Below are 21023 nucleotides of genomic sequence, written 5' to 3'. Positions count from 1 at the left end.
CGTACTACCGGAGGGGGAGGGTCGCCTCACCCCGTCCCCGGGGGAACCCTGAGGGGCAACCCCGAGAAACGATTCGGCGCCCCTGTGACCTGCAGCTCAGACCACGATCCGACAATCGCACGGCGGCTTGAGGTGTTGCGTATCAGCACACCGCAGCGGGCAGTCCGTAAGCTGTGCCAGACAGGAACTGACGATGCCCCAACCGACGGGGCCTCACCCACGGGCTGACGGGGAACGAGACATGGCGATGATGCGGCTGAGGCGTGAGGACCCCCGCATCGTCGGGCCGTACCGCCTCCACCGGCGACTCGGAGCCGGCGGCATGGGCGTGGTCTACCTCGGCTCCGACCGCCGCGGGCAGCGCGTCGCCCTCAAGCTGATCCGCGCCGAACTCGCCGAGGACCAGGAGTTCCGCACCCGCTTCGCCCGCGAGATCGCCGCCGCCTCCCGGATCCGGGGCGGCTGCACCGCACGGGTCGTCGGCTCCGACATCGAGGCCGACCGCCCCTGGCTCGCCACCGCGTACGTCCCCGGGCCGTCCCTCTACAAGCAGGTCGGCGACGAGGGGCCGCTCAGCTGGCCGGACGCCGCCCGGATCGGGGCCGCGCTGGCCGACGGGCTGGTCAAGGTGCACGAGGCCGGGGTCGTCCACCGTGACCTCAAGCCCTCCAACATCCTGCTCTCGCCGCGCGGCCCGCGGATCATCGACTTCGGCATCGCGTGGTCGCGCGGCGCCAGCACGCTCACCCACGTCGGCACCGCGGTCGGCTCCCCCGGATTCCTCGCACCCGAGCAGGTGCGGGGCGCCGCCGTCACCCCGGCCACGGACGTCTTCGCCTTCGGGGCCACCCTCGCGTACGCGCTCACGGGGGACACCCCGTTCGGATCCGGGGCGTCCTCCGAAGTGATGCTGTACCGGGTCGTCCACGAGGAGCCCGACCTGTCGGCCGTGCCGCCGCAGCTCGCCCCGCTGATCCGGGCCTGCCTGGCCAAGGAACCCGCCGAGCGGCCCGGCGCGGCCGCGCTGCACGAGCGGCTCAGCGAACTGGCGGCCCGCGGGGCGGCGGCGGCCGGCGGCAGCGGGCGCGCGACGCGGCGGGGCCCGGCTCCGGCCGCCGCAGCCGCCGGACCCGCGGCGCCCGCCGGTGCGCCCCTGGCGCCGCAGCAGGACGGCGGGCGGCAGAGCGTTCCGGCCCCCGGGCGCTCGCCCGACCAGGTCGCGCCGGCGCACCGCGCCCGGGCCGCGGCCCGGCGCCCGCACGGTGGCCCGCTCCCCCGGCCCGAGGCGACGCCGGCCACCCGTCCACTGCGGGAACGCCCGCACACTCCCCCGCCGGCCCGCCCGCGACCCCGGGACCGCCAGCACACCCCCGCCCCCGGCGGACGGCCCGGCACGGCGCGGCAGCGACTGCTCCGGCAACGGCTGGTCGTCTTCGTCACCGTGACGATCGGTGTCGCGCTGGCCATCGCGGCGGCGCAGGGCTGCGAGAACCGGAGCAACCAGGGGGCGCGGCCGGTGGTCGGACAGACCGCGACGGCCGGCACCGGGCACGGCGGCGAGCAGGCAGTGCCCGGGGGCTCGGTGGACGTCGCGGCGCAGACCTCCGCGGCCCCGCTCCCGGCTGCCGCGCGCGCCACGGCGAACGGGGCGCTGGCGCCCGCGCAGGGGCCGGGGCCCGTGGTGGACTGGCCCAACCGCAGCTACTCCGACGGGGCGGGCGGGCCCGCGGTCACGCTGAAGGACGGGCACTCGGCCGGGTCCGGGCCGCAGCTCGCGCTGAGCGCTGTGCTGCCGGCCCGGTACAAGGGCCAGCCGGCCACGGTCGTCGTCCTGCGCCGGGCGGAGGGATCGGCGCCGGTCGACCTCGTCCAGCTCTACACCTTCTCCGGGGACACCCCGGTCGCCACCACCTCCCGGGCGTCCGCCGCCGACCCGCAGGCCACCGCCACCTGGCGCCTGGACGGCAGCGCGGTCGTCCGCGAGGAACGCGTCGCCGCCACCGGCGCGGTCATCTCCACCCGCTACACCGTGCGCGCCGACGGCACCCTCGACGAATCCTGGCCCGGCGCCGGCGCCTCCGGCGGCGCCCCCACCACACCTCCCCCAGCCGCCGCCCCGGCCCCACCCACCGCCGCATCCACCACCGGCTGACCAGCACAGGAAGTCGGCCCGGCCGACTTCGACTACAGGAAGCTGCCGGACGACAACGCCGGGCGTGAGATCCTGCCGGACATCGAGAAGGCGGTCGCCGACGGCAAGCCGGTCCCGATCGGGGTCGAGGGCCACGACAGGACGGCAAGCGCGCGGGCCACGCCATGCTGATCGTCGGTCAGGAGGGTGGCGCTGCCGGTCGTACTGGCGGTCGGCCTGACGGCCTGCGGGTCGGACGGCCCGGACCGCGGCCGGGTGCTTCGAGCGGAGGAGCGCTCGGTGAGCCTCGCCGTCGGCCAGCGCTTCTCGATCGCCGTCTGGGACAACGCCTCGGACCGCGACTACCGGAACACACGTGAAGCTGAGCGCGGAGCAGCGCTCACGCGGGCCCGAGGTCCGGCAGCTGCCGGACCTCGCCCGTGCCCAGCTCGACCGCGAACCGGGCCCGCATCGGGCCGTCGCCCCGACGGGAGAGGAGCGTGAGTTCGGTGACCGGTGCCGAGGTGGTACCCAGGCGGGCGGCCAGTTCGGGTGCGAGCCGACGTGGGTCCTGGGTCCGCCCCAAGGACAGGTGGGGTGTGAAGTCCGCCCGACCCCGGCAGCGGGGGAAGCGCTCCACCAGGGAGCCGTGGAGTGCCTGCCACGGGCCGGGGCCGCCACCCGCCGGGTCGAGCCAGACCGTGGCGTCGTGGCGGTGGGCGAAGTGACGCACCCCGTGCAGACGCGCGGTGAACGGGGCCTGCTCGGCCGCGGCGGCGCCCAGCAACGGGAGCGCGGGCCCGAAGTCCGACTCCGGGACGAAGCCGAACAGCACGTTGACGTGCGGCGGCCAGCGGCGGATCTGCGGATCGTGCTCCTCCCGGATCCGCTGGACGGCCTGCCACAGTTCCGCCGACGGCAACCAGGCAAGCGCCGTCCGGGGTGTCGGTCCGACGTCCAGGACGCCCGGAACTCCGTGCAGGTGTCTGCCCACCCCTCCATGGTGACCGCTCCTGCGGGCCCGAAGCCGCGCGCAGGGCCGGGGCACGGGGCCGGGGCGGGCGGTACGGGCGGTGTTCAGCCGGTACAGGCGGGCACCCTGCGGGTTGGCGGCCTCCCAGCACTACGGGCGGACACTGGCCGAACGAGCCCAGCACAGCCCGCCGACCGGTTCGCCACCAGCAGAGAGGAAGCGCCCAACCCTGCGCCATGGCACTGCACCGCTGCTGGTCCGCCGGACTGGAGGAGGCCCGGAAGCCCAGGAGTTGCCCTGAGTGATCTAGCAGGCCAACTCGCGCCGCGGGCGGGTGGCGTAGAAGGCCACCGCCGAGGCTGCTGCGACGTTGAGCGAGTCGACACCGGCATCCATCGGGATGCGGACATGATCGTCGACCGAAGCGAGCGTCTTGGCGGCGAGGCCGTCGCCCTCCGTGCCGAAGACCAGGGCGAGCCTCTCGTCGTCCCGCGAAGCGAGCTCGTCGAGGGTGATCGCCCGGTCGCTCAGGCACAGTGCCGCGACCGTGAAGCCGGCGGAGCGCAGGATCTCGACATCCGTCGGCCAGGCACCCAGCCGGGTCCACGGCACCTGGAAGACGGCCCCCATCGACACCTTCACGGACCGGCGGTAGAGGGGGTCGGCGCAGCGTGGGGTGAGGAGGATCGCGTCGACGCCCAGGGCGGCTGCGTTCCTGAAGGCCGCCCCCATGTTGGCGTGGTCGACGATGTCCTCGAACACGGCGACGCGCCGAACCGCCTCGACGCGACGGGCGTCGGTGAGGAGGGCGGCGGCGTCGGGGAGGGGCTTGCGTTGCATCGAGGCGAGGGCGCCGCGGTGGACGTGGTAGCCGGTGACGGCTTCGGCGAGTGCGGGTTCGACCACGTGGACGGGGGCGTCGGCGTCGGCGATGACGTCGGCCATCACGTCGAGCCACTTGGCGGTCAGCAGCATCGACCGCATCCGGTAGCCGGCGGAGAGGGCGCGGCGGATGACCTTCTCGCCCTCGGCGATGAACAGGCCCTCCGCGGGTTCGCGGCGGCGGCGCAGTTCGACGTCGGTGAGGCCGGTGTAGTCGGCGAGGCGGGGGTCGGCCGGGTCGGTGACGGTGCTGGGTTCGGACACCCTGCGATCTTGCCAAGCCGGGGCGGGGAAGGCCAAACGGCCCAGGGAGCGGGGTGGTCCCGGGCTAGCCGGAGTGCAAATATGACCGTATGGCCCGAAATCCGGGCCGATCCTGGGCTCCGTCGGCCTCTGGTGCCACCGGCGACGCCGGCTCCTTCGGTGGGCGCCCACACGGTCGGCAAGAACTGCCACGCGCGAAGCGTCCGCGACCGGCTCGGCACCGGTCGGTGGCCGGGCAGGTGTTCGCGCTCCAGATCCTCGTCGTCCTCCTGCTGGTGGCGGGGGCCGCGGTGGCGCTGGTGGTGCAGTCGCGCAACGACGCCGACCGCGAGGCGCGCAACCGGTCGGTGGCGGTCGCGCAGTCCTTCGCCAACTCGCCGGGCATGGTGGACGCGCTGCGCTCCCCCGACCCGACCGCGATCCTGCAGCCGAAGGCGCAGTCCGCGCGGATCGCCTCCGGCGTGGACTTCATCGTGGTGCTGAACAACCAGGGCATCCGCTACACCCACCCCAACCCGGCGCGGATCGGCCACAAGTTCGTCGGCACGTACGAGCCCGCGCTGCACGGCCAGGTGGTGACCGAGCACCTCACCGGGACGCTCGGCCCCCTGGTCCAGGCGGTGGTCCCGGTGTACGCGCCGGACGGCTCGGTGGTCGGGCTGGTCTCCGCCGGGGTCACCCTGAACAACGTCTCCACCGCGAGCGAGCGCCAGCTGCCCGTGGTCCTGGGCGCCGCGGCGGGCGCGATCGGCCTGGCCACGCTGGGCACGGCCCTGATCAGCCGACGGCTGCGGCGGCAGACGCACGGACTGGGTCCGGTCGAGATGACGCGGATGTACGAGCACCACGCGGCCGTGCTGCACGCGGTGCGCGAGGGCGTGATGATCGTCGCCGGGGACGGACGGCTGCTGCTCTGCAACGACGAGGCGCGCCGGCTGCTGGACCTGCCGCCGGACGCCGAGGGCCGTCCGGTGACCGCGCTGGGCCTGGACCCGGTCCCGCTGGAGCTGCTGACCGCCGACCGTCCGGTGACCGACGAGGTGGTGCTGGCCGGGGAGCGGCTGCTGGCGGTGAACGTCCGGCTGACCGACCAGGACGGCGGCCCGCCCGGCTGCGTCGCCACGCTGCGCGACTCCACCGAGCTGATGGCGCTGACCGGCCGGGCCGAGGGCGCGCAGCGCCGGCTGCGGCTGCTGTACGACGCCGGGATGACGGTGGGCAGCACGCTGGACGTCACCCGGACGGCGGAGGAGCTGGCGCAGGTCGCGGTGCCGCGCTTCGCCGACTTCGTCACGGTGGACCTGGCGGAACAGGTGCTGTCGGGCGAGGAGCCGCCGGGGGGCACCTCGCTGAACCCGATGCGGCGGGCGGCCGTCGTCGGGATCAGGGGACACGGCCCGTTCCACCCGGTGGGCACCACCCTGGACGTGGTGCCGGCCACGCCGCTGGCCAGCGCACTGCACAGCGGCCTGCCCCGGCTGGAGCCCCGGCTGGCCGAGGCGCAGGGCTGGCGGGAGCAGGATCCCGAGGGGGCGGAGCAGGCGCTGGCCTACGGGGTGCACTCGCTGTTGCGGGTGCCGCTGCGGGCGCGCGGGGTGCTGCTGGGGGTGGCCCGGTTCTGGCGGGCGGAGCGGCCGGAGCCGTTCGAGGCGGAGGACCTGACGCTGGCCGAGGAGCTGGTGGCGCACGCGGCGGTGTGCATCGACAACGCGCGCCGGTACACCCGTGAGCACGCGATGGCGGTGACGCTGCAGCACAGCCTGCTGCCGCGCAGCCTGCCGGAGCAGAACGCGCTGGAGGTGGCGCACCGCTACCTGCCCGCCCAGGCCGGGGTGGGCGGGGACTGGTTCGACGTGATCCCGCTGCCGGGCGCGCGGGTGGCGCTGGTGGTCGGCGACGTGGTCGGCCACGGGCTGCACGCGGCGGCGACGATGGGGCGGCTGCGGACGGCGATCCACAACTTCTCGACGCTCGACCTGCCGCCGGACGAGCTGCTGGGCCACCTGGACGAGCTGGTGAACCGGATCGACCAGGACGAGGCGGGCGGCGGCGAGAGCGGCGGGCTGACCGGGGCGACCTGCCTGTACGCGATCTACGACCCGGTGTCGCGGCGCTGCACGCTGGCCAGCGCCGGGCACCCGCCGCCGGCCGTGGTGGACCCCCAGGGCCGGGTGACGTTCCCGGAGCTGCCGACCGGGCCGCCGCTGGGGCTGGCGGTGCTGCCGTTCGAGACCGCCGAGCTGGAGCTGGCCGAGGGCACTCGGCTGGTGCTGTACACGGACGGGCTGGTGGAGGACCGCGAGCGGGACATCGACGACGGACTGGCGCTGCTGCGGGAAGCCCTCGGCGGGCCGCCGCGCACGCCGCAGCAGACCTGCGCCGACGTGCTCGGGACGATGCTGCCGGCACATCCGCAGGACGACATCGCGCTGCTGGTCGCGCAGACCAGGGTGCTGGCGGAGGACCGGGTCGCGCAGTGGGACGTGCCCACCGATCCGGCGGCGGTGGGGGCGGTCCGGGCGCAGGTGGCGGAGCGGCTGGCGGACTGGGGGCTGGACGAGGCCTCCTTCGTCACCGAGCTGATCCTGAGCGAGCTGGTGACCAACGCGATCCGGTACGGCTCCGGGCCGATCCGGGTACGGCTGCTGCGCGACCGTTCGCTGATCTGCGAGGTGTCGGACGGCAGCAGCACCTCGCCGCACCTGCGGTACGCGGCGACGGAGGACGAGGGCGGCCGCGGGCTGTTCCTGGTCGCGCAGTTCGCGGACCGCTGGGGGACGCGCTACACGGCGACCGGGAAGGTCATCTGGACGGAGCAGTCGTTGGAGTAGGAAGTCGGACCGGCCGACTTCCCCTCCGCGGAGCCGTCAGCGCCGGAGGGCGGCGGCCAGCACGTTCACCACGTCGCCGACCACGATCACCGCCGGGGGCTTGACGCCCTCGGCCTCGACCACGGCGGCGACGGTGGCCAGGGTGGCGTCCACCCGGCGCTGGGCGGCGGTGGTGCCCTCCTGGACGACGGCGACCGGGGTGTCGGCCGGGCGGCCGTGCTCGACCAGCTTGGCGGCGATCGCGCCGATCTTGTCCACGGCCATCAGCAGCACCAGGGTGCCGCTCATCCCGGCGACGGCCTGCCAGTTGGTGACCGAGCGCGGGTCGTCCGGGCCGACGTGGCCGGAGACCACGGTGAACTCCTGGGTCAGCCCGCGGTGGGTGACCGGGATGCCGGCCGTCTCGGGGACGCTGATCGAGCTGGAGATGCCGGGCACCACGGTGACCGGGATGCCCGCCTCGGCGCAGGCCAGCAGTTCCTCGCCGCCGCGGCCGAAGACGTACGGGTCGCCGCCCTTGAGCCGGACCACGAACTTCCCGGCCTTGGCGTGCTCGATCAGCGCCTGGTTGATCGCCTCCTGCGCCATCTGGCGGCCGTACGGGATCTTCGAGGCGTCGATCACCTCGACGTGCTCGGGCAGTTCGGCGAGCAGCTCGCGCGGGGCGAGGCGGTCGGCGACCACCACGTCGGCGTCGGCGAGCAGGCGGCGGCCGCGCACGGTGATCAGGTCCGGGTCGCCGGGGCCGCCGCCGACCAGGGCGACGCCGGCGCCGTGCGAGCGGTACGAACGGGTGGCCAGCGAGCCGTCCCGCAGGCCGCCGACGATGGCGTCGCGCAGGGCCGCGGAGTGCCGCGGGTCGCCGGTGAGGACGGCGACGGTGGCGCCGGCGTCACGGCCGCTGGCCGGGGTCCAGGCGGTGGCGGCGGAGGCGTCGTCGCTGCGGGAGCAGAACACCCGCTCGCGCTCGGCCTCGGCACTGACGGCCGTGTTGACCGCCGGGTCGTCGGTGGCGACCAGGGCGTACCAGGCGCCGCTCAGGTCGCCGTCGGCGTAGGGGCGGGCGTGCCAGGTCAGCTCACCCGCGTCGGCCATGGCCTGGACGGCCGGGGTGGTGGCCGGGGATATCAGGTGCAGCTCGGCGCCGGAGGCGATCAGGGCCGGCAGCCGCCGCTGCGCGACCTGGCCGCCGCCGACCACCACGACGCGGCGGCCGGCCAGCAGCAGGCCGACCGGGTAGGGGGTGCGGCCCTCGGTGCTCGGGTGCGGGGTGGGCGCGGTCATCGGTGGTGCTCCTGATCGGGAGTGAGGGTCTGGGGCAGTGCGGTGGCACGCCGCCCGGCGATGCCGGGTGGCGGTACGCCGCTCCGCGGGCCGGCGCGCCCTCGGGCCGGTCCGCGGAGCGGTGAGCAGGTCGTCAGGCCTTCTCGGTGACCCCGGCGGAGTCGAAGGTGGCTACATCGTGCATCGCGCGGGCCGCACTCTGCACCAGCGGCAGCGCCAGCAGGGCACCGGTGCCCTCGCCGAGCCGCAGGTCGAGGTCGATCAGCGGTCGCAGGCCCAGCTTCGCCAGCGCGGCCTGGTGGCCGGGCTCGGCGGAGCGGTGGCCGGCGATGCAGGCGGCCAGCACCTCGGGGGCGATCGCCTTGGCGACCAGTGCGGCCGAACCGGCGATGACGCCGTCCAGCACCACCGGGGTGCGCAGCGAGGCGGCACCCAGCAGGAAGCCGGCGATGGCCGCGTGCTCCAGGCCGCCGACGGCGGCGAGGACGCCGATCGGGTCGTTCGGGTCGGGCTGGTGCAGCGCCAGCGCGGCGCGGATGACCTCGATCTTGCGGGCATGGGTCTCGTCGTCGATGCCGGTGCCGCGGCCGGTGACCTCGGCCGGGTCGAGGCCGGTGAACACCGAGATCAGGGCGGCCGAGGCGGTGGTGTTGGCGATGCCCATGTCGCCGGTGACCAGCGCCTTGTTGCCCGCCGCGACCAGGTCGCGGGCGGTCTCGATGCCGACCTCGATGGCCTGGAGGGCCTCCTCGCGGGTCATCGCCGGGCCCTGGGTCATGTCGGCGGTGCCGGGCTTGACCTTGCGCGGCAGCAGTCCGGTGGCGCGGCCCTGCTGGACGGCCTGCGGCAGCTCGGCGGCGACGCCGACGTCCACCACGCACACCTCGGTGCCGATCTGCTTGGCGAAGGAGTTGATCACCGCTCCCCCGGCCAGGAAGTTGCCGACCATCTGGGCGGTCACCTCCTGGGGCCACGGGGTGACGCCCTGGGCGTGCACGCCGTGGTCGCCCGCGAAGATCGCCACGCAGGCGGGCTCGGGGATCGGCGGCGGGCACTTGCGGGACAGGCCGCACAGCTGGGCGGAGATGATCTCCAGCATGCCGAGCGAGCCGGCCGGCTTGGTCATCCGCTTCTGGCGGTCCCAGGCCTCGCCGAGCGCCTTGGCGTCCAGCGGACGGATGCCGCGCAGGGTCTCGGCGAGCAGGCTCTGCGGCTCCTCGCCGGGCAGGGCGCGGTTGCCGTACTGCTCCTCGTGGACGACCCAGGCCAGCGGGCGCTTCTTGGCCCAGCCCTGCTGCTCCAGCTCCGGCTCGTCCGGGAAGGAGTCGACGAAGCCGACGCACAGGTAGGCGACGACCTCCAGGTGCTCGGGCAGGCCGAGCTCGCGGACCAGCTCCTCGTCGTCGAAGAAGCTCACCCAGCCGACGCCCAGGCCTTCGGCGCGGGCGGCCAGCCAGAGGTTCTCGACGGCCAGGGCCGCCGAGTACGGGGCCATCTGCGGCTGGGTGTGGCGGCCCAGGGTGTGGCGGCCGCCACGGGTGCGGTCGGCGGTGACCACGATGTTCACCGGGGTTTCGAGGATGGCCTCGATCTTGATCTCGCGGAACTGCTTGGCCCGGCCCTTGGGCAGCGAGTCCGCGTACGCCGCGCGCTGGCGCTCGGCCAGGGCGTGCATCCGCTTGCGGGTCTTCGCCGAGCGGATCACCACGAAGTCCCAGGGCTGCGAGTAGCCGACGCTGGGCGCGGTGTGGGCGGCCTCCAGGACGCGGATCAGCACCTCGTGCGGGATCGGGTCCGGGCGGAAGCCGTTGCGGATGTCGCGGCGCTCGCGGATCACCTGGTGGACCGCGTCGCGGCCGGCCTCGTCGTAGCCGGGGGCGGCCGGGCCGCGGGGCTCGGCGGGCTCGGCGGGCTGCTCGTCCTCGGCGGCGGGGGCCTCGGACGGCTCGGCCGACTCGGCGGTCCCGGCGGGCTGCTGGTCGGCGGGCTGCTCGGACTGCTGGTCGGCCGGCTGCTCGGCCCGGGCCTCGGGCTGCGGCTCCTCGGCGGCGGGGGCCCCGGGCTGCTCGGCGGGCTGCTCCGCGACCGGCTCGACGGCGGCGGCTTCCTGGACGGCCTCCGGGGTGGCGGGCTCGGCCTGCGGCTCCGCGGCGTCGGGCGCCTCGACGGCCGGGGCCTCGGCGGGCTGCTCGGCGGTCTCCGCAGTCCCGGCGACGGCCTCGGCCGTGGGCTGCTGCTCGGCCTCAGGGGCGGCGGCCTCGACGGGCTGCGCGGCCTCGGTCTCGACAGCGGCGTCCACGGGCTGCTCGACCGCCTGCTCCGCGACGGCTTCGGCGGCCTGCTCAGCCGCCGGCTCGGCCGGGGCCTCGGCGGGCTGCTCGGCGGCCACGACCTGCGGCTGCACCTGCTCACCCTCGGCGACGGCCGGCTCGGTGACGGCGGCCTCGGTGACGGCGGCCTCGGTGACGGCGGCCTCGGCGACGACGGCCTCGGGCTCGGCGGCAACGGGCTCCTGGGCGGCGGACTCGGCAACGGCCTGACCGGAGGGCATCTCACCGGTGCCGGCGGCGGTCTCGGCGACCGCCTCGGCCACGACGGCCTGAGCGGCCTCGACGACCTCGACGGCCTCCACGGCCTCGGCGGCCTGCTCCGCCACCTGGACCGCCTCGCCCTCCGCGCCCTGCTCTGCGGCCTGCGGCGCGTCGGCGACCGCTATGGGGGCGGGCTGCTCCTGCGCCGCCTCCTCGGCCACCGGAACCTGCTGGGCCGCCTCGACCTTGGGCAGGCCGTGCGGGGTCGGCGCGGCGAGGAAGGCGGAGATCCGGCGCGGCTGGCCGGCCGGAGCGGCGCCCTCGGGCTGCTCGACGGGCGCGGCGCCCTCCGCCACGACGGTCTCGGCAACGGCCGTCTCCACGGCGGCGGCGTCGGTGGCCCCAGCCGCGGCGCTCTCCACCGCGACCGCCTCGGCAACCGGCTCGGCGACCGGCTGGGCGGCGGGGTCCGCCGGGACCGGCTCGACCACGACGGCCTGAGCGGCCTCAGGAGCCACCGCCTCCGGAGCCGCCACGGCCTGCACGGCCTCGGCAGCCGGTGCGGCGGCCTGGACGGCCTGGACGGCCTCGGGCAGCTCGACGACCTCGACCACCTCGATCGCCCCGACCGTCTCGACGCCCATCAGGCCCTCGACCGGCTGCCCGGCCAGCGGCACCTGCTGGTAGCCCTGTGCCTGCGGCACCTGGTGGACCTCCGGCCCGCCCTCGACCGTGATGGCCACCGGGGGCATCGGCGCGGCGGGCGCCATCGGGGCGGCCTGCGGCACACCCTGCGGTACGGCACCCGGGACGGGCGCGGCGGCCTCGCCCATCGGCGGGCGGCCGACGACCGGGATGCCGTGCGCGGGCGTGCCGCCCTGCGACGGGCCGCGGTCGGCCAGCGAACGGACCGGCACCTGACCGGTCATCAGCGAGGGGTCCGGGATCGGCGGACCGGCGTGCAGCGGTCGGCGCGGCGGCTGAGCCTGCGTCACCGGCTGCTGGGCGTGGGACTGCGCCTGGGCGGCCTGGACGTGCTGCTGGCCGTGCTCACCGCCGAGCACCGGCGGCTCCACCGGCGGCCAGGACGGCTCGACCGGGGTGCCCTCCTGCTGCGCGAACGGCGCCTGCTCGGCGCCCCAGGAGCCCTGCGGACCGGGCATCAGCAGGACGTCGTCCTCGTCGTCCAGACCGTCGGGCTGGTCGACGAAGTGGAAGGCGGGGCGCGGGGCGCCCTGGTCGACGGCCCAGCCCTCGCCCGGGACGGCCTGGGGCGGCACGCCGGTGAAGTTCGGCTGGCCCTGCGGCGGGATCACACCCGCGCCGGGGGGCATCGCACCGGGCACCGCGCCGGTCGGCGCCGCCGGGTTGGGGATCATGCCGCCGTCGGTCGCGACGCCCTGCAGGGGTGCAACGCCCGCGACGCCGTCCGGTCCGCCGAGCGGGTCGGGCCCGGCGTGCAGGTGCTCCGGCAGTCCCTCGCCCGGGACGTGGCCGCCATCGGTCATTGTCAAAGCTCCTTCCAGGCCGCTGCCGCGCCCCTTGGCGACGCGATCACCGACCGCAGCGCCCATCCGCACGGGCCGGACCTGCACCGACCCGCCCCTCAACCACACGTGGCCGCCGCGCCGTGGCGCTGCGGCCCAAGTCCTTCCGGCGCGCTGCGGCACCCCGGCCCGGGCACCGCCCGCGAGGACGGTGCACCATCTGAAACAACGACAACCCGGAGCAACCGGCACGACCGCACCGGACCCTACGGCATTCTCCAGGTCCGGAACGCGGCGCGTCGAATTGCCCACACTCCGAGCGGAACCGGGTTGCACCACGTCAAAAAGGTGACAAACCGACCGAATCGGGCAGGTCGCCGACGGCTGCAGCCGCCTGGGACGCCACACTACCGGCCCGGCGCGGTGACCTCTCGAATCGGTGTCCGGATGCGACCTGGATCACCGCCAGGGCCGCCCACCGGCCCCGGCGCGCACCCGAGGCCTTCACACGATCTGCTCACCCCAGAGCAGCAGGGCGCCGGCCTCGGCCGCCCCGAGCGCCAGCCCGCCGCCCTCCTCGGCCGCCCGCAGCGGAGTGGCCTGCAGCAGCGCGCCGTCCGCCCGGTAGCCCGCCCCCGCGATGGCCCGGTGGATCTCCTCCGCCTCGGCGAAGGTGCGGGCCAGCGCGACGAAGCGCTCCGGCTTCCGGGCCAGCACGGCCCGCACCACCTCGGGCCCGCCGGACTCCACCACCGCCGCGTCCGGCTCGGGCAGGCCGCCCAGCACCTCGGGTCCCTGCCCGTACACGGTCTCCACCTCGACCCCGTACCGGCGGGCGTTGACGGCGAGCCGGGCGCAGGCCGATCGGGAGGCCTCGACCGCGACCACCGCGGCGCCGAACCGGGCCGCCTCCACGGCGAGGGCGCCGCTGCCCGCGCCGACGGACCAGACGAGGTCCCCCGGACGTGCACCCAGACGGGCCAGCACCAGGGCGCGCACGTGCGCGGGCAGCGCCTCCGATGCGCCCGGCTCACCCTCCGTGCGCCCGGCGCCCGCGTAGGCGTCACCGGGGAGCGCCCAGCCGCGGTCCGCGCCGGGGTAGCCGACCGGGCGCCCTGCCAGCCAGCCGGCCGCCTCCCCGACCGCGCCGACCTGGGCGCCGCCGCCGATCACCAGCACCACGTTGGGGTCGCGCCAGACGTGGTCGGCGATCCGGTCGGAGGTCAGGACGGTGACGTCCTCCTCCGGGGTGCCGAGGGCCTCGCAGACCACGAAGGTCCGGTGCACCCCGCGCAGCATCAGGGCGAGTTCGCCCGGTCCCGCGCCCGGGGCGGTGAGCACCGCGACCTTGGGGTGGGCCCGGCAGATGTTGGCCGCGCGGCGCAGCCGGCCGCCGTGGGCGCTGACCACCTGGGCGTCCTCCCAGGGCATCCCGGCCCGGGCGAAGGCGGTGGCGACGGAGGAGACGGCGGGCAGGACTTCGAGTTCGAGGCCGTACTCGGGGCGGCGCAGGGTGCGCACCACGCCGAAGAAGCCCGGGTCGCCCTCGGCGACCACGACGGCGGCGCCGCGGTGCTCGGCGATGGTGCGGGCGGCCTGCTGGATGTTGCCGAGGGTGATCCGCTCGGCGTCCTCCGGCACCGGAAGGGCGTCCAGTTGGTAGGGCGCTCCGGCCACCAGGGTCGCCGCGGCGAGGGCCGCACCGGCGGCCTCGGTCAGCGGCGTACCGTCCCACCCGATGACCGTGATCCGGTCAGCCATCTGCGGCCGTTCTCCCTCGACTCGACTCGACGCGGCGCCCACTGCGCGGCGCCGGTGCAGAGGCTACCGGGTGCGACCGCCCGGAGGCCGACATCTCGCACAGATGTCCGTGCCGGACGGGTGGCCGGACGGCGGCTCAGTCGCGCAGCACGTAGCGGTGGTCGCCGTGCCAGCCGTCGCGGTGCAGTTCGGGCGACTCCAGGTCCTCCGGGAGCAGGCTCCACAGGATCAGGTCGCTCCGGCTCTCCTCGACGACCTCCCCGGACTCGCCGCGCACTATCCAGGCGCTGCGCAGCACGCCCTCGCTGATGCCGCCGATCTTCTGGGCGACCTGCTGGGCGGCGGTGTTCCCGGCGGCGGTGCGCATCTCCAGGCGCAGGAAGCCGCGGTCCTCGAAGAGCCACTGGGCGACGCCGAGGACGGCCTCGGGGGCGTAGCCCTCGCCGCGGGCCCAGGTGGCGGTGACGTAGGAGATCTCGGTGCTGCGCAGCCGCCAGTCGGTGTTGCGCAGTTGGACCAGGCCGACCAGGCGCTGGGTGAGGTGCTCGGTGACGGCGAGGACGATGCCGTGCCCGGCGGCGCGGTGGGCGGGGGCGAGGGTGCGGGCGAGCTCGGCCGCGTAGCCCTCGGTGAAGGGGTGCGGGTGGTCCGTCCAGGCCAGGACGAGGTCGTCGGCCATCATGGCGGCCAGGCCGGGGGCGTCGTCCTCCGCAAGGGGACGCAGCAGCAGCCGTTCGGTGCTGATGGCGGTCTCGGGGAAGCTCGCTGCCATGCCGTCTCTCCTCGCCGGGTCGTGAACACAACACCGTACGCCTCCGGCGTGCCCCGGGTACCACGCGGTGCGCCGGTCGCACGACGGTACGTCAGAACCCGGTCCACGGTGGTGTCCCTGGTGCATACTGCCCGACCGGGCCCCCGCCGAGGTGCGGCGGGGGCCCGGTCGGGCGCTACGCGGTATGACCGTACGACGATCAGAAGGCCGGGATGACCGATCCCTGGAACGTGTCGTTGATGTACTTCTTGACCTCGTCGGAGTGCAGCAGCTCGGCCAGCTTCTTCACCCGCGGGTCGTTCTCCTTGCCCTTCTTGACGGCGAGGATGTTGGCGTACGGGTTGCCCTCGGCCTTCTCCAGCACCAGGGCGTCGGTGGCCGGCTTCAGGCCGGAGTCGAGCGCGTAGTTGCCGTTGATCACGGCGGCGTCGAGGTCGGCGATGGAGCGGGGCAGCTGGGCGGCCTCCAGCTCCTTCCACTTGAAGCCCTTCGGGTTGCCCGTCACGTCCGCCGGGGTGGCGGCGGTGCCGGCGCCCTCCTTGAGGGTGATGAGCTTGTTGTCGGCGAGCAGCTTGAGCGCGCGGCCCTCGTTGGTGGCGTCGTTCGGCAGGCCGATGGTGGCGCCGGAGGGCAGGTCGTTGATCGACTTGACCTTCTTGGAGTAGACGCCCAGCGGCTCCAGGTGGACGGTCTCGACCGAGACGATGTCCGTGCCGTTCTTCTTGTTGAAGTCATCCAGGTACGGGACGTGCTGGAAGTAGTTGGCGTCGGCCGAACCGTCCTGCACCGCCGTGTTGGGGGTCACGTAGTCGGTGACCTCCTTGATGTCGAGCTTGAGGCCCGCCTTGGCCGCCAGGTTGTCGTTGACGAACTTCAGGATCTGCCCGTGCGGGGTCGGGCTGGCGACGACCTTCAGCGGCGCGTTCGGGTCCGAGGAGGACGAACCCGAGCTGCCGCAGGCGGCCAGCGACAGGGCGAGGCCGGCGGTGGCGAGGACACTGGTGAACTTCAGAACGTTGCGCACGAAAAGTGCCTTTCTGCGTGATACGGGGAGCCGCGTCCGGAGGTCGGACGGGGGAGGTCTAGGAGGCGACGAGGTCCTCGTCGGGGGCCGGGGCGGTGGCACGCGGGCGGAGCAGGCGGGTGCGTCCGCCGCCGCGGCCCCGGTTGGCCAGCCGGCGCACGGCGAGGTCGCCGGCCAGCTGGATCACGGTGACGATGATCGCGATCTCGGCCACGATGATCCACATGAAGGCGGTCTCGAAGCGCAGGTAGCCGTAGCGGTAGGCGAGGTCGCCCAGGCCGCCGCCGCCGACCGTGCCGGCCATCGCGGAGTAGCCGATCAGCGCGATGACCGTGGTGGTGACGGAGGCGACGATGCCGGGAAGGGCCTCGGGGACGAGCGTCTTGCGCACCAGCGTCCAGGTGCTGCCGCCCATCGCCTGGACCGCCTCGATGAGACCGCGGTCGACCTCGCGGACGGAGGTCTCGACCAGCCGGGCGAAGAAGGGGATCGCGCCGACGGTCAGCGGCACGGTCGCGGCCTGCCAGCCGAGGGAGTTGCCGGTCAGCCACCGGGTGAAGGAGATCAGCGCGATCATCAGGATGATGAACGGCAGCGAGCGGGCGAGGTTCACGATCGCGCCCAGCACCTTGTTCACCGGCTGGTTCTGCAGCGCCCCGCCCTTGGAGGTGAGCACCAGCAGCACGCCCACGGGCAGGCCGACCAGGACGGTGCAGACCGTCGCGACCCCGACCATCTGGAAGGTCTCCTGGGTGGCGGGCCACATCAGGTCCTGCATCTGGTCCCAGCTCAGGCCAGTCATGCCACCGCTCCGTTCGCCGTGCCGATCACGTCCACCTGCAGGCCCTGCTCGCGCAGGTAGCCGATCGGCACCACGTTGTCCTGGTGGCCGCCGGGCAGCTCGACCCGCATCCGGCCGACCATCCGGCCCGCGATGGTCTCCACCGCGGCGCCCAGGATGTTGATGTCGATCTGGTAGGTGCGGGCCAGCTGGGAGACGAACGGCTGGGCCGGGGTGTCGCCCTGGAAGGTGATCTCCAGGACGGTGGCACCGGGGTGGCCGGTACCGAACTCGCTGAGCGGGAACAGCTCGCGGGCCAGCTCCGAGTCGGGCTCGGCCAGCAGGTCGGTCAGCTCGCCGGACTCCACCACCCGGCCGCCGCGCATCAGCGCGGCGGAGTCGCAGACGGACTTGATGACGTCCATCTCGTGGGTGATCAGCAGGACCGTCAGTCCCAGCTGCTGGTTGAGGTCGCGCAGCAGCTTGAGGATCGAGCGGGTGGTCTCCGGGTCGAGCGCCGAGGTGGCCTCGTCGGAGAGCAGCACCTTGGGGTCGCCGGCCAGGGCGCGGGCGATGCCCACCCGCTGCTTCTGGCCGCCGGAGAGCTGGCCGGGGTAGCTGCGGGCCTTGTCGCCGAGGCCGACCAGGTCCAGCAGTTCGGCGGCCTTGCGGCGGCGCTGGGTACGGTCCAGGCCGATGATCTCCAGCGGCAGTTCGACGTTCTGCTGCACCGTGCGGGAGGAGAGCAGGTTGAAGTGCTGGAAGACCATGCCGATCCGGCGTCGTGCCTCGCGCAGGTCCTTGCCGGCCCGGTTCTCGCCGCCGGACAGGGCGGTGAGCTCGACCCCGTCCACGGTGACCGTGCCGGAGGTCGGGCGCTCCAGCATGTTCACGCAGCGGATGAGGGTGGACTTGCCGGCGCCGCTGGTGCCGACGACTCCGTAGACCTCGCCCGGGCGGACGTGCAGGTCGACACCGGCGAGGGCGGTCACCTCGCGGCCTCGGGAACGGTAGACCTTGGTCAGGTCCGTGGTGGTGATCACAGCTGCTTCCGTGGGTCGGGGGCGGGCGGCGGTGTCGACCGGCCGACCGGGATGCGGCCGGCGGTGTCCTACGACGCCTCACCAGGGGGATCCGGAGCTGCCGCCCCTTGATCGTGGCCGCAGAACGACCGGGCCGCGCGACGGCGTGGCCCCGACGAGTCATCGACGGCCGCGGGTGGGCGGGCACGCCGGAGGGGAGGGTTCCGGGAGGACGGCGCGCTCGCGCGGGCGGGAGCGGCGCCGGAGTCTCGCTTCGGGGCGCGAGGGGGAGGCACCCTCGACGGGGTGCCCGGGGGCGGTGGCCCTCAGCAGTGACACATTCGACGGCACATGGCACGCTCACCTGCCGGCAGCGTGCCGGTGGGGGTCCAGTTCGTCGTCGCAGTCATGTGAGCCAGTAAAACAGATGAGCCGAACTGCGCCCAACTGTTCGACGGCGAGTGTCCGCATTGCGGACACCGGTCGTTCCGACCTGTGGAGATGCGCCTCGGCGCCGCCACCGGACGTCCGGATGGTGGCGGCGCCGAGGATGCCCGGGGGCGGGCGTGGTTGAGGCGGGCGGGGCTCAGGCGGTCGCGGCGAGCGGGGTGGTGACCGGCTTCTCCAGGTGCACGAAGCTCAGCCGGCTGCTGACCTGCTCGACGGAGGTCTGCCGGTAGCCCTGGCGGGCGTACAGCCGCAGGTTGCCGAGGCTGCGGTGGCCGGTGAACAGCCGGTAGGCCGTCACCGGGCGGCTGCCCTCGGCCATCCGCCGCTCCAGCGCCTCCAGGAGCCGGCCGCCCAGACCGTGCCGCTGCATCCGGGGGTGGACCACCAGACGCCCTATCCGGCCGATGCCCTCGGCGTCGACGTGGCCGCGGACGGCGCCCACCACCTCGTCACCCAGGCGGGCGACCAGGACGTGCTGCTCGGTCAGTTCGGTGCGGAGGCTCTCCAGGGTCTGGGTCAGGGGCTCGATCGCCCAGTCGCCGTACAGCTCTGCCTCGGGCTGGTAGCCCAGGTACTGGAGCTTGAGGATCTGCTCCGCGTCCTCGGCCGCAGCGGCCGAGATGATCACGCTCATGCCCATGTGGAGGGGCCTCCCCAGTCGTCGTGCCCGGCGCGCACAGGGTGACGCGCTCACGCTCAGTATCCGAGCGTATGCGCCACCGTCAAGAGTGACGTTCGCCAGCGTGCTACCCGGGTGTCAGCTTCCCTCAACCTTCGGAGGGGCAGACGTGGCAAGGGTCACGCCGCGGCGGGGGTGGGGGCGCGGCGGGGCCGGAGGGGCACGGGAGGGCGCGGGGGGCACCCGGTGAGACGGGCCCGGCGGCCCGGCGGAGGTCACACAGGGCGAGATGAGGGGCGGGACGGTCGACCGGGGCCGGGGCGGACGTGACGAGGCTCAGGCAGGGCGGGGCAACGGGCGGGGCGCGTGGTCAGGGATAGCGCTCGGCGTGGAGCAGGAGGCGCAGGCAGGCCAGGCAGCGGGAGCGGGTGGGCCCGATGGAGCCCCGCGGCATGCCGAGGCGCTCGGAGAGTTCCCGGTACGTGGGTGGCGGATCCTCGGCCAGGGCGGCGATCAGCTGGGGGCAGCGGCCGGGCAGGGCGGCGACGGTCTCGCGGACCACGCGGCGGCGGTCCTCGGCGAGGTAGACGTCCTCGGCGGAGGGGCCGGACGGAAGGGGGGTGCACACACCGTGCATGACGGGCCCGGGCGGGGCCGGTTACGCCCGGACCGGGGCGCGCACGCGGGAGGGGCGCGCCGGTCGGCCCGCCGCGCCCCTCCCCCGGCCGCTCCGGGGATCAGCCCCGGGCCCACTCCTGCTGCCGCGCCAGGTCCGCCTTCACCTCGGCGAGCTGGACCGCGACGGCCGAGGGGGCGGTGCCGCCGCGCCCGTTGCGGGCGGCGATGGCGCCGTGCACGCTGAGCACCGAGCGGACCTCGGGGGTCAGGTGCTCGGAGATCGAGGCGAACTGCTCGTCCGTGAGGTCCCCGAGCTCGATGCCCTCGGCCTCGCAGACCTTGACGCAGGCCCCGGCGACCTCGTGCGCGACCCGGAACGGAACGCCCTGCTTGACCAGCCACTCGGCGATGTCGGTGGCGAGCGAGAAGCCGGCCGGGGCCAGCTCCTCCAGCCGCTCCCGGTGCACGGTGAGGGTGGCCATCATCCCGGTGAACGCGGGCAGCAGCACCTCCAGCGTGTCGCAGGAGTCGAAGACCGGCTCCTTGTCCTCCTGGAGGTCCCGGTTGTAGGCCAGCGGCAGCGCCTTGAGGGTGGCCAGCAGGCCGGTCAGGTTGCCGATCAGCCGGCCGGACTTGCCGCGGGCGAGCTCGGCGATGTCCGGGTTCTTCTTCTGCGGCATGATCGAGGAGCCGGTGGAGAAGGCGTCGTGCAGGGTGATGAAGCCGAACTCCTTGGTGTTCCAGATGATCACCTCCTCCGCGATCCGGGAGAGGTTGACGCCGATCATGGCGGCGACGAAGGCGAACTCGGCGACGAAGTCCCGCGAGGCGGTGCCGTCGATGGAGTTGCCGGCCGACCCGCCCTCGAAGCCGAGGTCGGCGGCGACCGCCTGCGGGTCGAGACCGAGCGAGGAGCCGGCCAGCGCACCGGAGCCGTACGGCGAGACGGCGGTGCGGGCATCCCACTGGCGCAGCCGCTCGGCGTCCCGGCCGAGGGCCTGCACGTGCGCGAGGACGTGGTGGGCGAAGAGCACCGGCTGGGCGTGCTGGAGGTGGGTGCGGCCCGGCATCGCGGTGTCCGGGTGCGCCTCGGCGAGGCCGACCAGGGCGTGCTGGAGGTCGAGCAGCAGGCCGCCGATGGTCCTGGCGTGGTCCCGCAGGTACATCCGGAACAGGGTGGCGATCTGGTCGTTGCGCGAGCGCCCGGCCCGCAGCTTGCCGCCGAGGTCGGCGCCGAGGCGCTCCAGCAGCCCGCGCTCCAGCGCGGTGTGGACGTCCTCGTCGGCGACGGTGCCGACGAAGGTGCCCGCCCGGACGTCGGCGAGCAGCTGGTCGAGACCGGCCAGCATGCCGGATAGCTCCTCGTCGGAGAGCAGGCCGGCCTTGTGCAGCACCCGGGCGTGGGCCTTGGAACCGGCGATGTCGTACGGGGCGAGGCGCCAGTCGAAGTGGACGGAGGCCGAGAGCCTGGCCAGCGCCTCGGACGGGCCGTCGGCGAAGCGCGCGCCCCAGAGGCGGACGTCGGAGGACTGCTGGGCGGTCATCGCGGTGGCTCCTTACACTTGTGCAGTGGGTGGCATAAGTATGCATGAT

13 protein-coding genes and 1 pseudogene are annotated in these 21023 nt (G+C 74.6%); 2 read left to right on the top strand and 12 right to left on the bottom strand.

Going from position 1 to position 21023, the window contains the following annotated elements; translation table 11 throughout:
* Window positions 1-241: 241 nt before the first annotated feature.
* Window positions 242-1558 (top strand): annotated as a pseudogene (locus tag ACIRVF_RS13085) (serine/threonine-protein kinase); the annotation flags it as partial.
* A gap of 973 nt (window positions 1559-2531) precedes the next feature.
* On the opposite strand, the gene ACIRVF_RS13080 reads toward ACIRVF_RS13085, so the two are convergent.
* Both ACIRVF_RS13080 and ACIRVF_RS13075 read right to left on the bottom strand, forming a co-directional pair.
* Window positions 2532-3125 carry a 2'-5' RNA ligase family protein gene (locus ACIRVF_RS13080; RefSeq protein WP_402816369.1) on the bottom strand — a complete coding sequence of 198 codons (594 nt, stop codon included), beginning with the start codon at window positions 3123-3125 and terminating at the stop codon, window positions 2532-2534.
* Between the two features lie 285 nt (window positions 3126-3410).
* Window positions 3411-4250 carry a TrmH family RNA methyltransferase gene (locus tag ACIRVF_RS13075; protein ID WP_402816368.1) on the bottom strand — a complete coding sequence of 280 codons (840 nt, stop codon included), beginning with the start codon at window positions 4248-4250 and terminating at the stop codon, window positions 3411-3413.
* A gap of 89 nt (window positions 4251-4339) precedes the next feature.
* Here ACIRVF_RS13075 and ACIRVF_RS13070 point away from each other — a divergent pair, with 89 nt between their 5' ends.
* Window positions 4340-7081, top strand: a complete 2742-nt coding sequence (locus ACIRVF_RS13070) for a SpoIIE family protein phosphatase (protein WP_402816367.1) — start codon at window positions 4340-4342, stop codon at window positions 7079-7081.
* Between the two features lie 36 nt (window positions 7082-7117).
* Here ACIRVF_RS13070 and cobA read toward each other — a convergent pair whose 3' ends face one another.
* The 10 genes from cobA to argH all read right to left on the bottom strand — a co-directional run bounded on the left by cobA (window position 7118) and on the right by argH (window position 20974).
* Window positions 7118-8365 (bottom strand): uroporphyrinogen-III C-methyltransferase, encoded by a 1248-nt coding sequence (gene cobA / locus ACIRVF_RS13065; RefSeq protein ID WP_402816366.1) that lies wholly within the window; start codon window positions 8363-8365, stop codon window positions 7118-7120.
* Window positions 8366-8498: 133 nt separating this feature from the next.
* Complete coding sequence (gene cobT, locus ACIRVF_RS13060; protein ID WP_402816365.1) at window positions 8499-12404, bottom strand: nicotinate-nucleotide--dimethylbenzimidazole phosphoribosyltransferase; 3906 nt, start codon at window positions 12402-12404, stop codon at window positions 8499-8501.
* A 483-nt stretch (window positions 12405-12887) separates the two neighbouring features.
* Window positions 12888-14144 (bottom strand): precorrin-6y C5,15-methyltransferase (decarboxylating) subunit CbiE, encoded by a 1257-nt coding sequence (gene cbiE, locus ACIRVF_RS13055; RefSeq protein ID WP_402816364.1) that lies wholly within the window; start codon window positions 14142-14144, stop codon window positions 12888-12890.
* 136 nt (window positions 14145-14280) lie between these two features.
* Window positions 14281-14916: a GNAT family N-acetyltransferase gene (locus tag ACIRVF_RS13050; RefSeq protein WP_402816363.1), complete on the bottom strand. Its 636-nt coding sequence runs from the start codon at window positions 14914-14916 to the stop codon at window positions 14281-14283.
* A gap of 199 nt (window positions 14917-15115) precedes the next feature.
* Window positions 15116-15940 carry a MetQ/NlpA family ABC transporter substrate-binding protein gene (locus ACIRVF_RS13045; RefSeq protein ID WP_402816362.1) on the bottom strand — a complete coding sequence of 275 codons (825 nt, stop codon included), beginning with the start codon at window positions 15938-15940 and terminating at the stop codon, window positions 15116-15118.
* Window positions 15941-15998: 58 nt separating this feature from the next.
* Window positions 15999-16733 (bottom strand): methionine ABC transporter permease, encoded by a 735-nt coding sequence (locus tag ACIRVF_RS13040; RefSeq protein WP_402816836.1) that lies wholly within the window; start codon window positions 16731-16733, stop codon window positions 15999-16001.
* A 5-nt stretch (window positions 16734-16738) separates the two neighbouring features.
* Entirely contained in the window at window positions 16739-17764 is a 1026-nt protein-coding gene (locus ACIRVF_RS13035; protein ID WP_402816361.1) for a methionine ABC transporter ATP-binding protein, read from the bottom strand.
* Window positions 17765-18329: 565 nt separating this feature from the next.
* Entirely contained in the window at window positions 18330-18833 is a 504-nt protein-coding gene (locus ACIRVF_RS13030; protein WP_402816360.1) for a GNAT family N-acetyltransferase, read from the bottom strand.
* A 349-nt stretch (window positions 18834-19182) separates the two neighbouring features.
* Window positions 19183-19440 carry a hypothetical protein gene (locus ACIRVF_RS13025; protein ID WP_402816359.1) on the bottom strand — a complete coding sequence of 86 codons (258 nt, stop codon included), beginning with the start codon at window positions 19438-19440 and terminating at the stop codon, window positions 19183-19185.
* 109 nt (window positions 19441-19549) lie between these two features.
* Entirely contained in the window at window positions 19550-20974 is a 1425-nt protein-coding gene (gene argH, locus ACIRVF_RS13020) for an argininosuccinate lyase (protein ID WP_402816358.1), read from the bottom strand.
* Window positions 20975-21023 lie beyond the last annotated feature (49 nt).

It is taken from the genome of Kitasatospora sp. NPDC101157, from assembly GCF_044768255.1.
Lineage (GTDB): Bacteria > Actinomycetota > Actinomycetes > Streptomycetales > Streptomycetaceae > Kitasatospora.
This window is presented reverse-complemented; position numbering and strand designations above follow the sequence as displayed.

Excerpts from the sequence above, each read along its gene's own strand:
- ACIRVF_RS13050 (WP_402816363.1), bottom strand. The coding sequence starts at position 14,916 with ATGGCAGCGAGCTTCCCCGAGACCGCCATCAGCACCGAACGGCTGCTG.
- ACIRVF_RS13030 (WP_402816360.1), bottom strand. The coding sequence starts at position 18,833 with ATGGGCATGAGCGTGATCATCTCGGCCGCTGCGGCCGAGGACGCGGAG.
- cobT (WP_402816365.1), bottom strand. The coding sequence starts at position 12,404 with ATGACCGATGGCGGCCACGTCCCGGGCGAGGGACTGCCGGAGCACCTG.
- argH (WP_402816358.1), bottom strand. The coding sequence starts at position 20,974 with ATGACCGCCCAGCAGTCCTCCGACGTCCGCCTCTGGGGCGCGCGCTTC.
- ACIRVF_RS13070 (WP_402816367.1), top strand. The coding sequence starts at position 4,340 with ATGGCCCGAAATCCGGGCCGATCCTGGGCTCCGTCGGCCTCTGGTGCC.
- cobA (WP_402816366.1), bottom strand. The coding sequence starts at position 8,365 with ATGACCGCGCCCACCCCGCACCCGAGCACCGAGGGCCGCACCCCCTAC.
- cbiE (WP_402816364.1), bottom strand. The coding sequence starts at position 14,144 with ATGGCTGACCGGATCACGGTCATCGGGTGGGACGGTACGCCGCTGACC.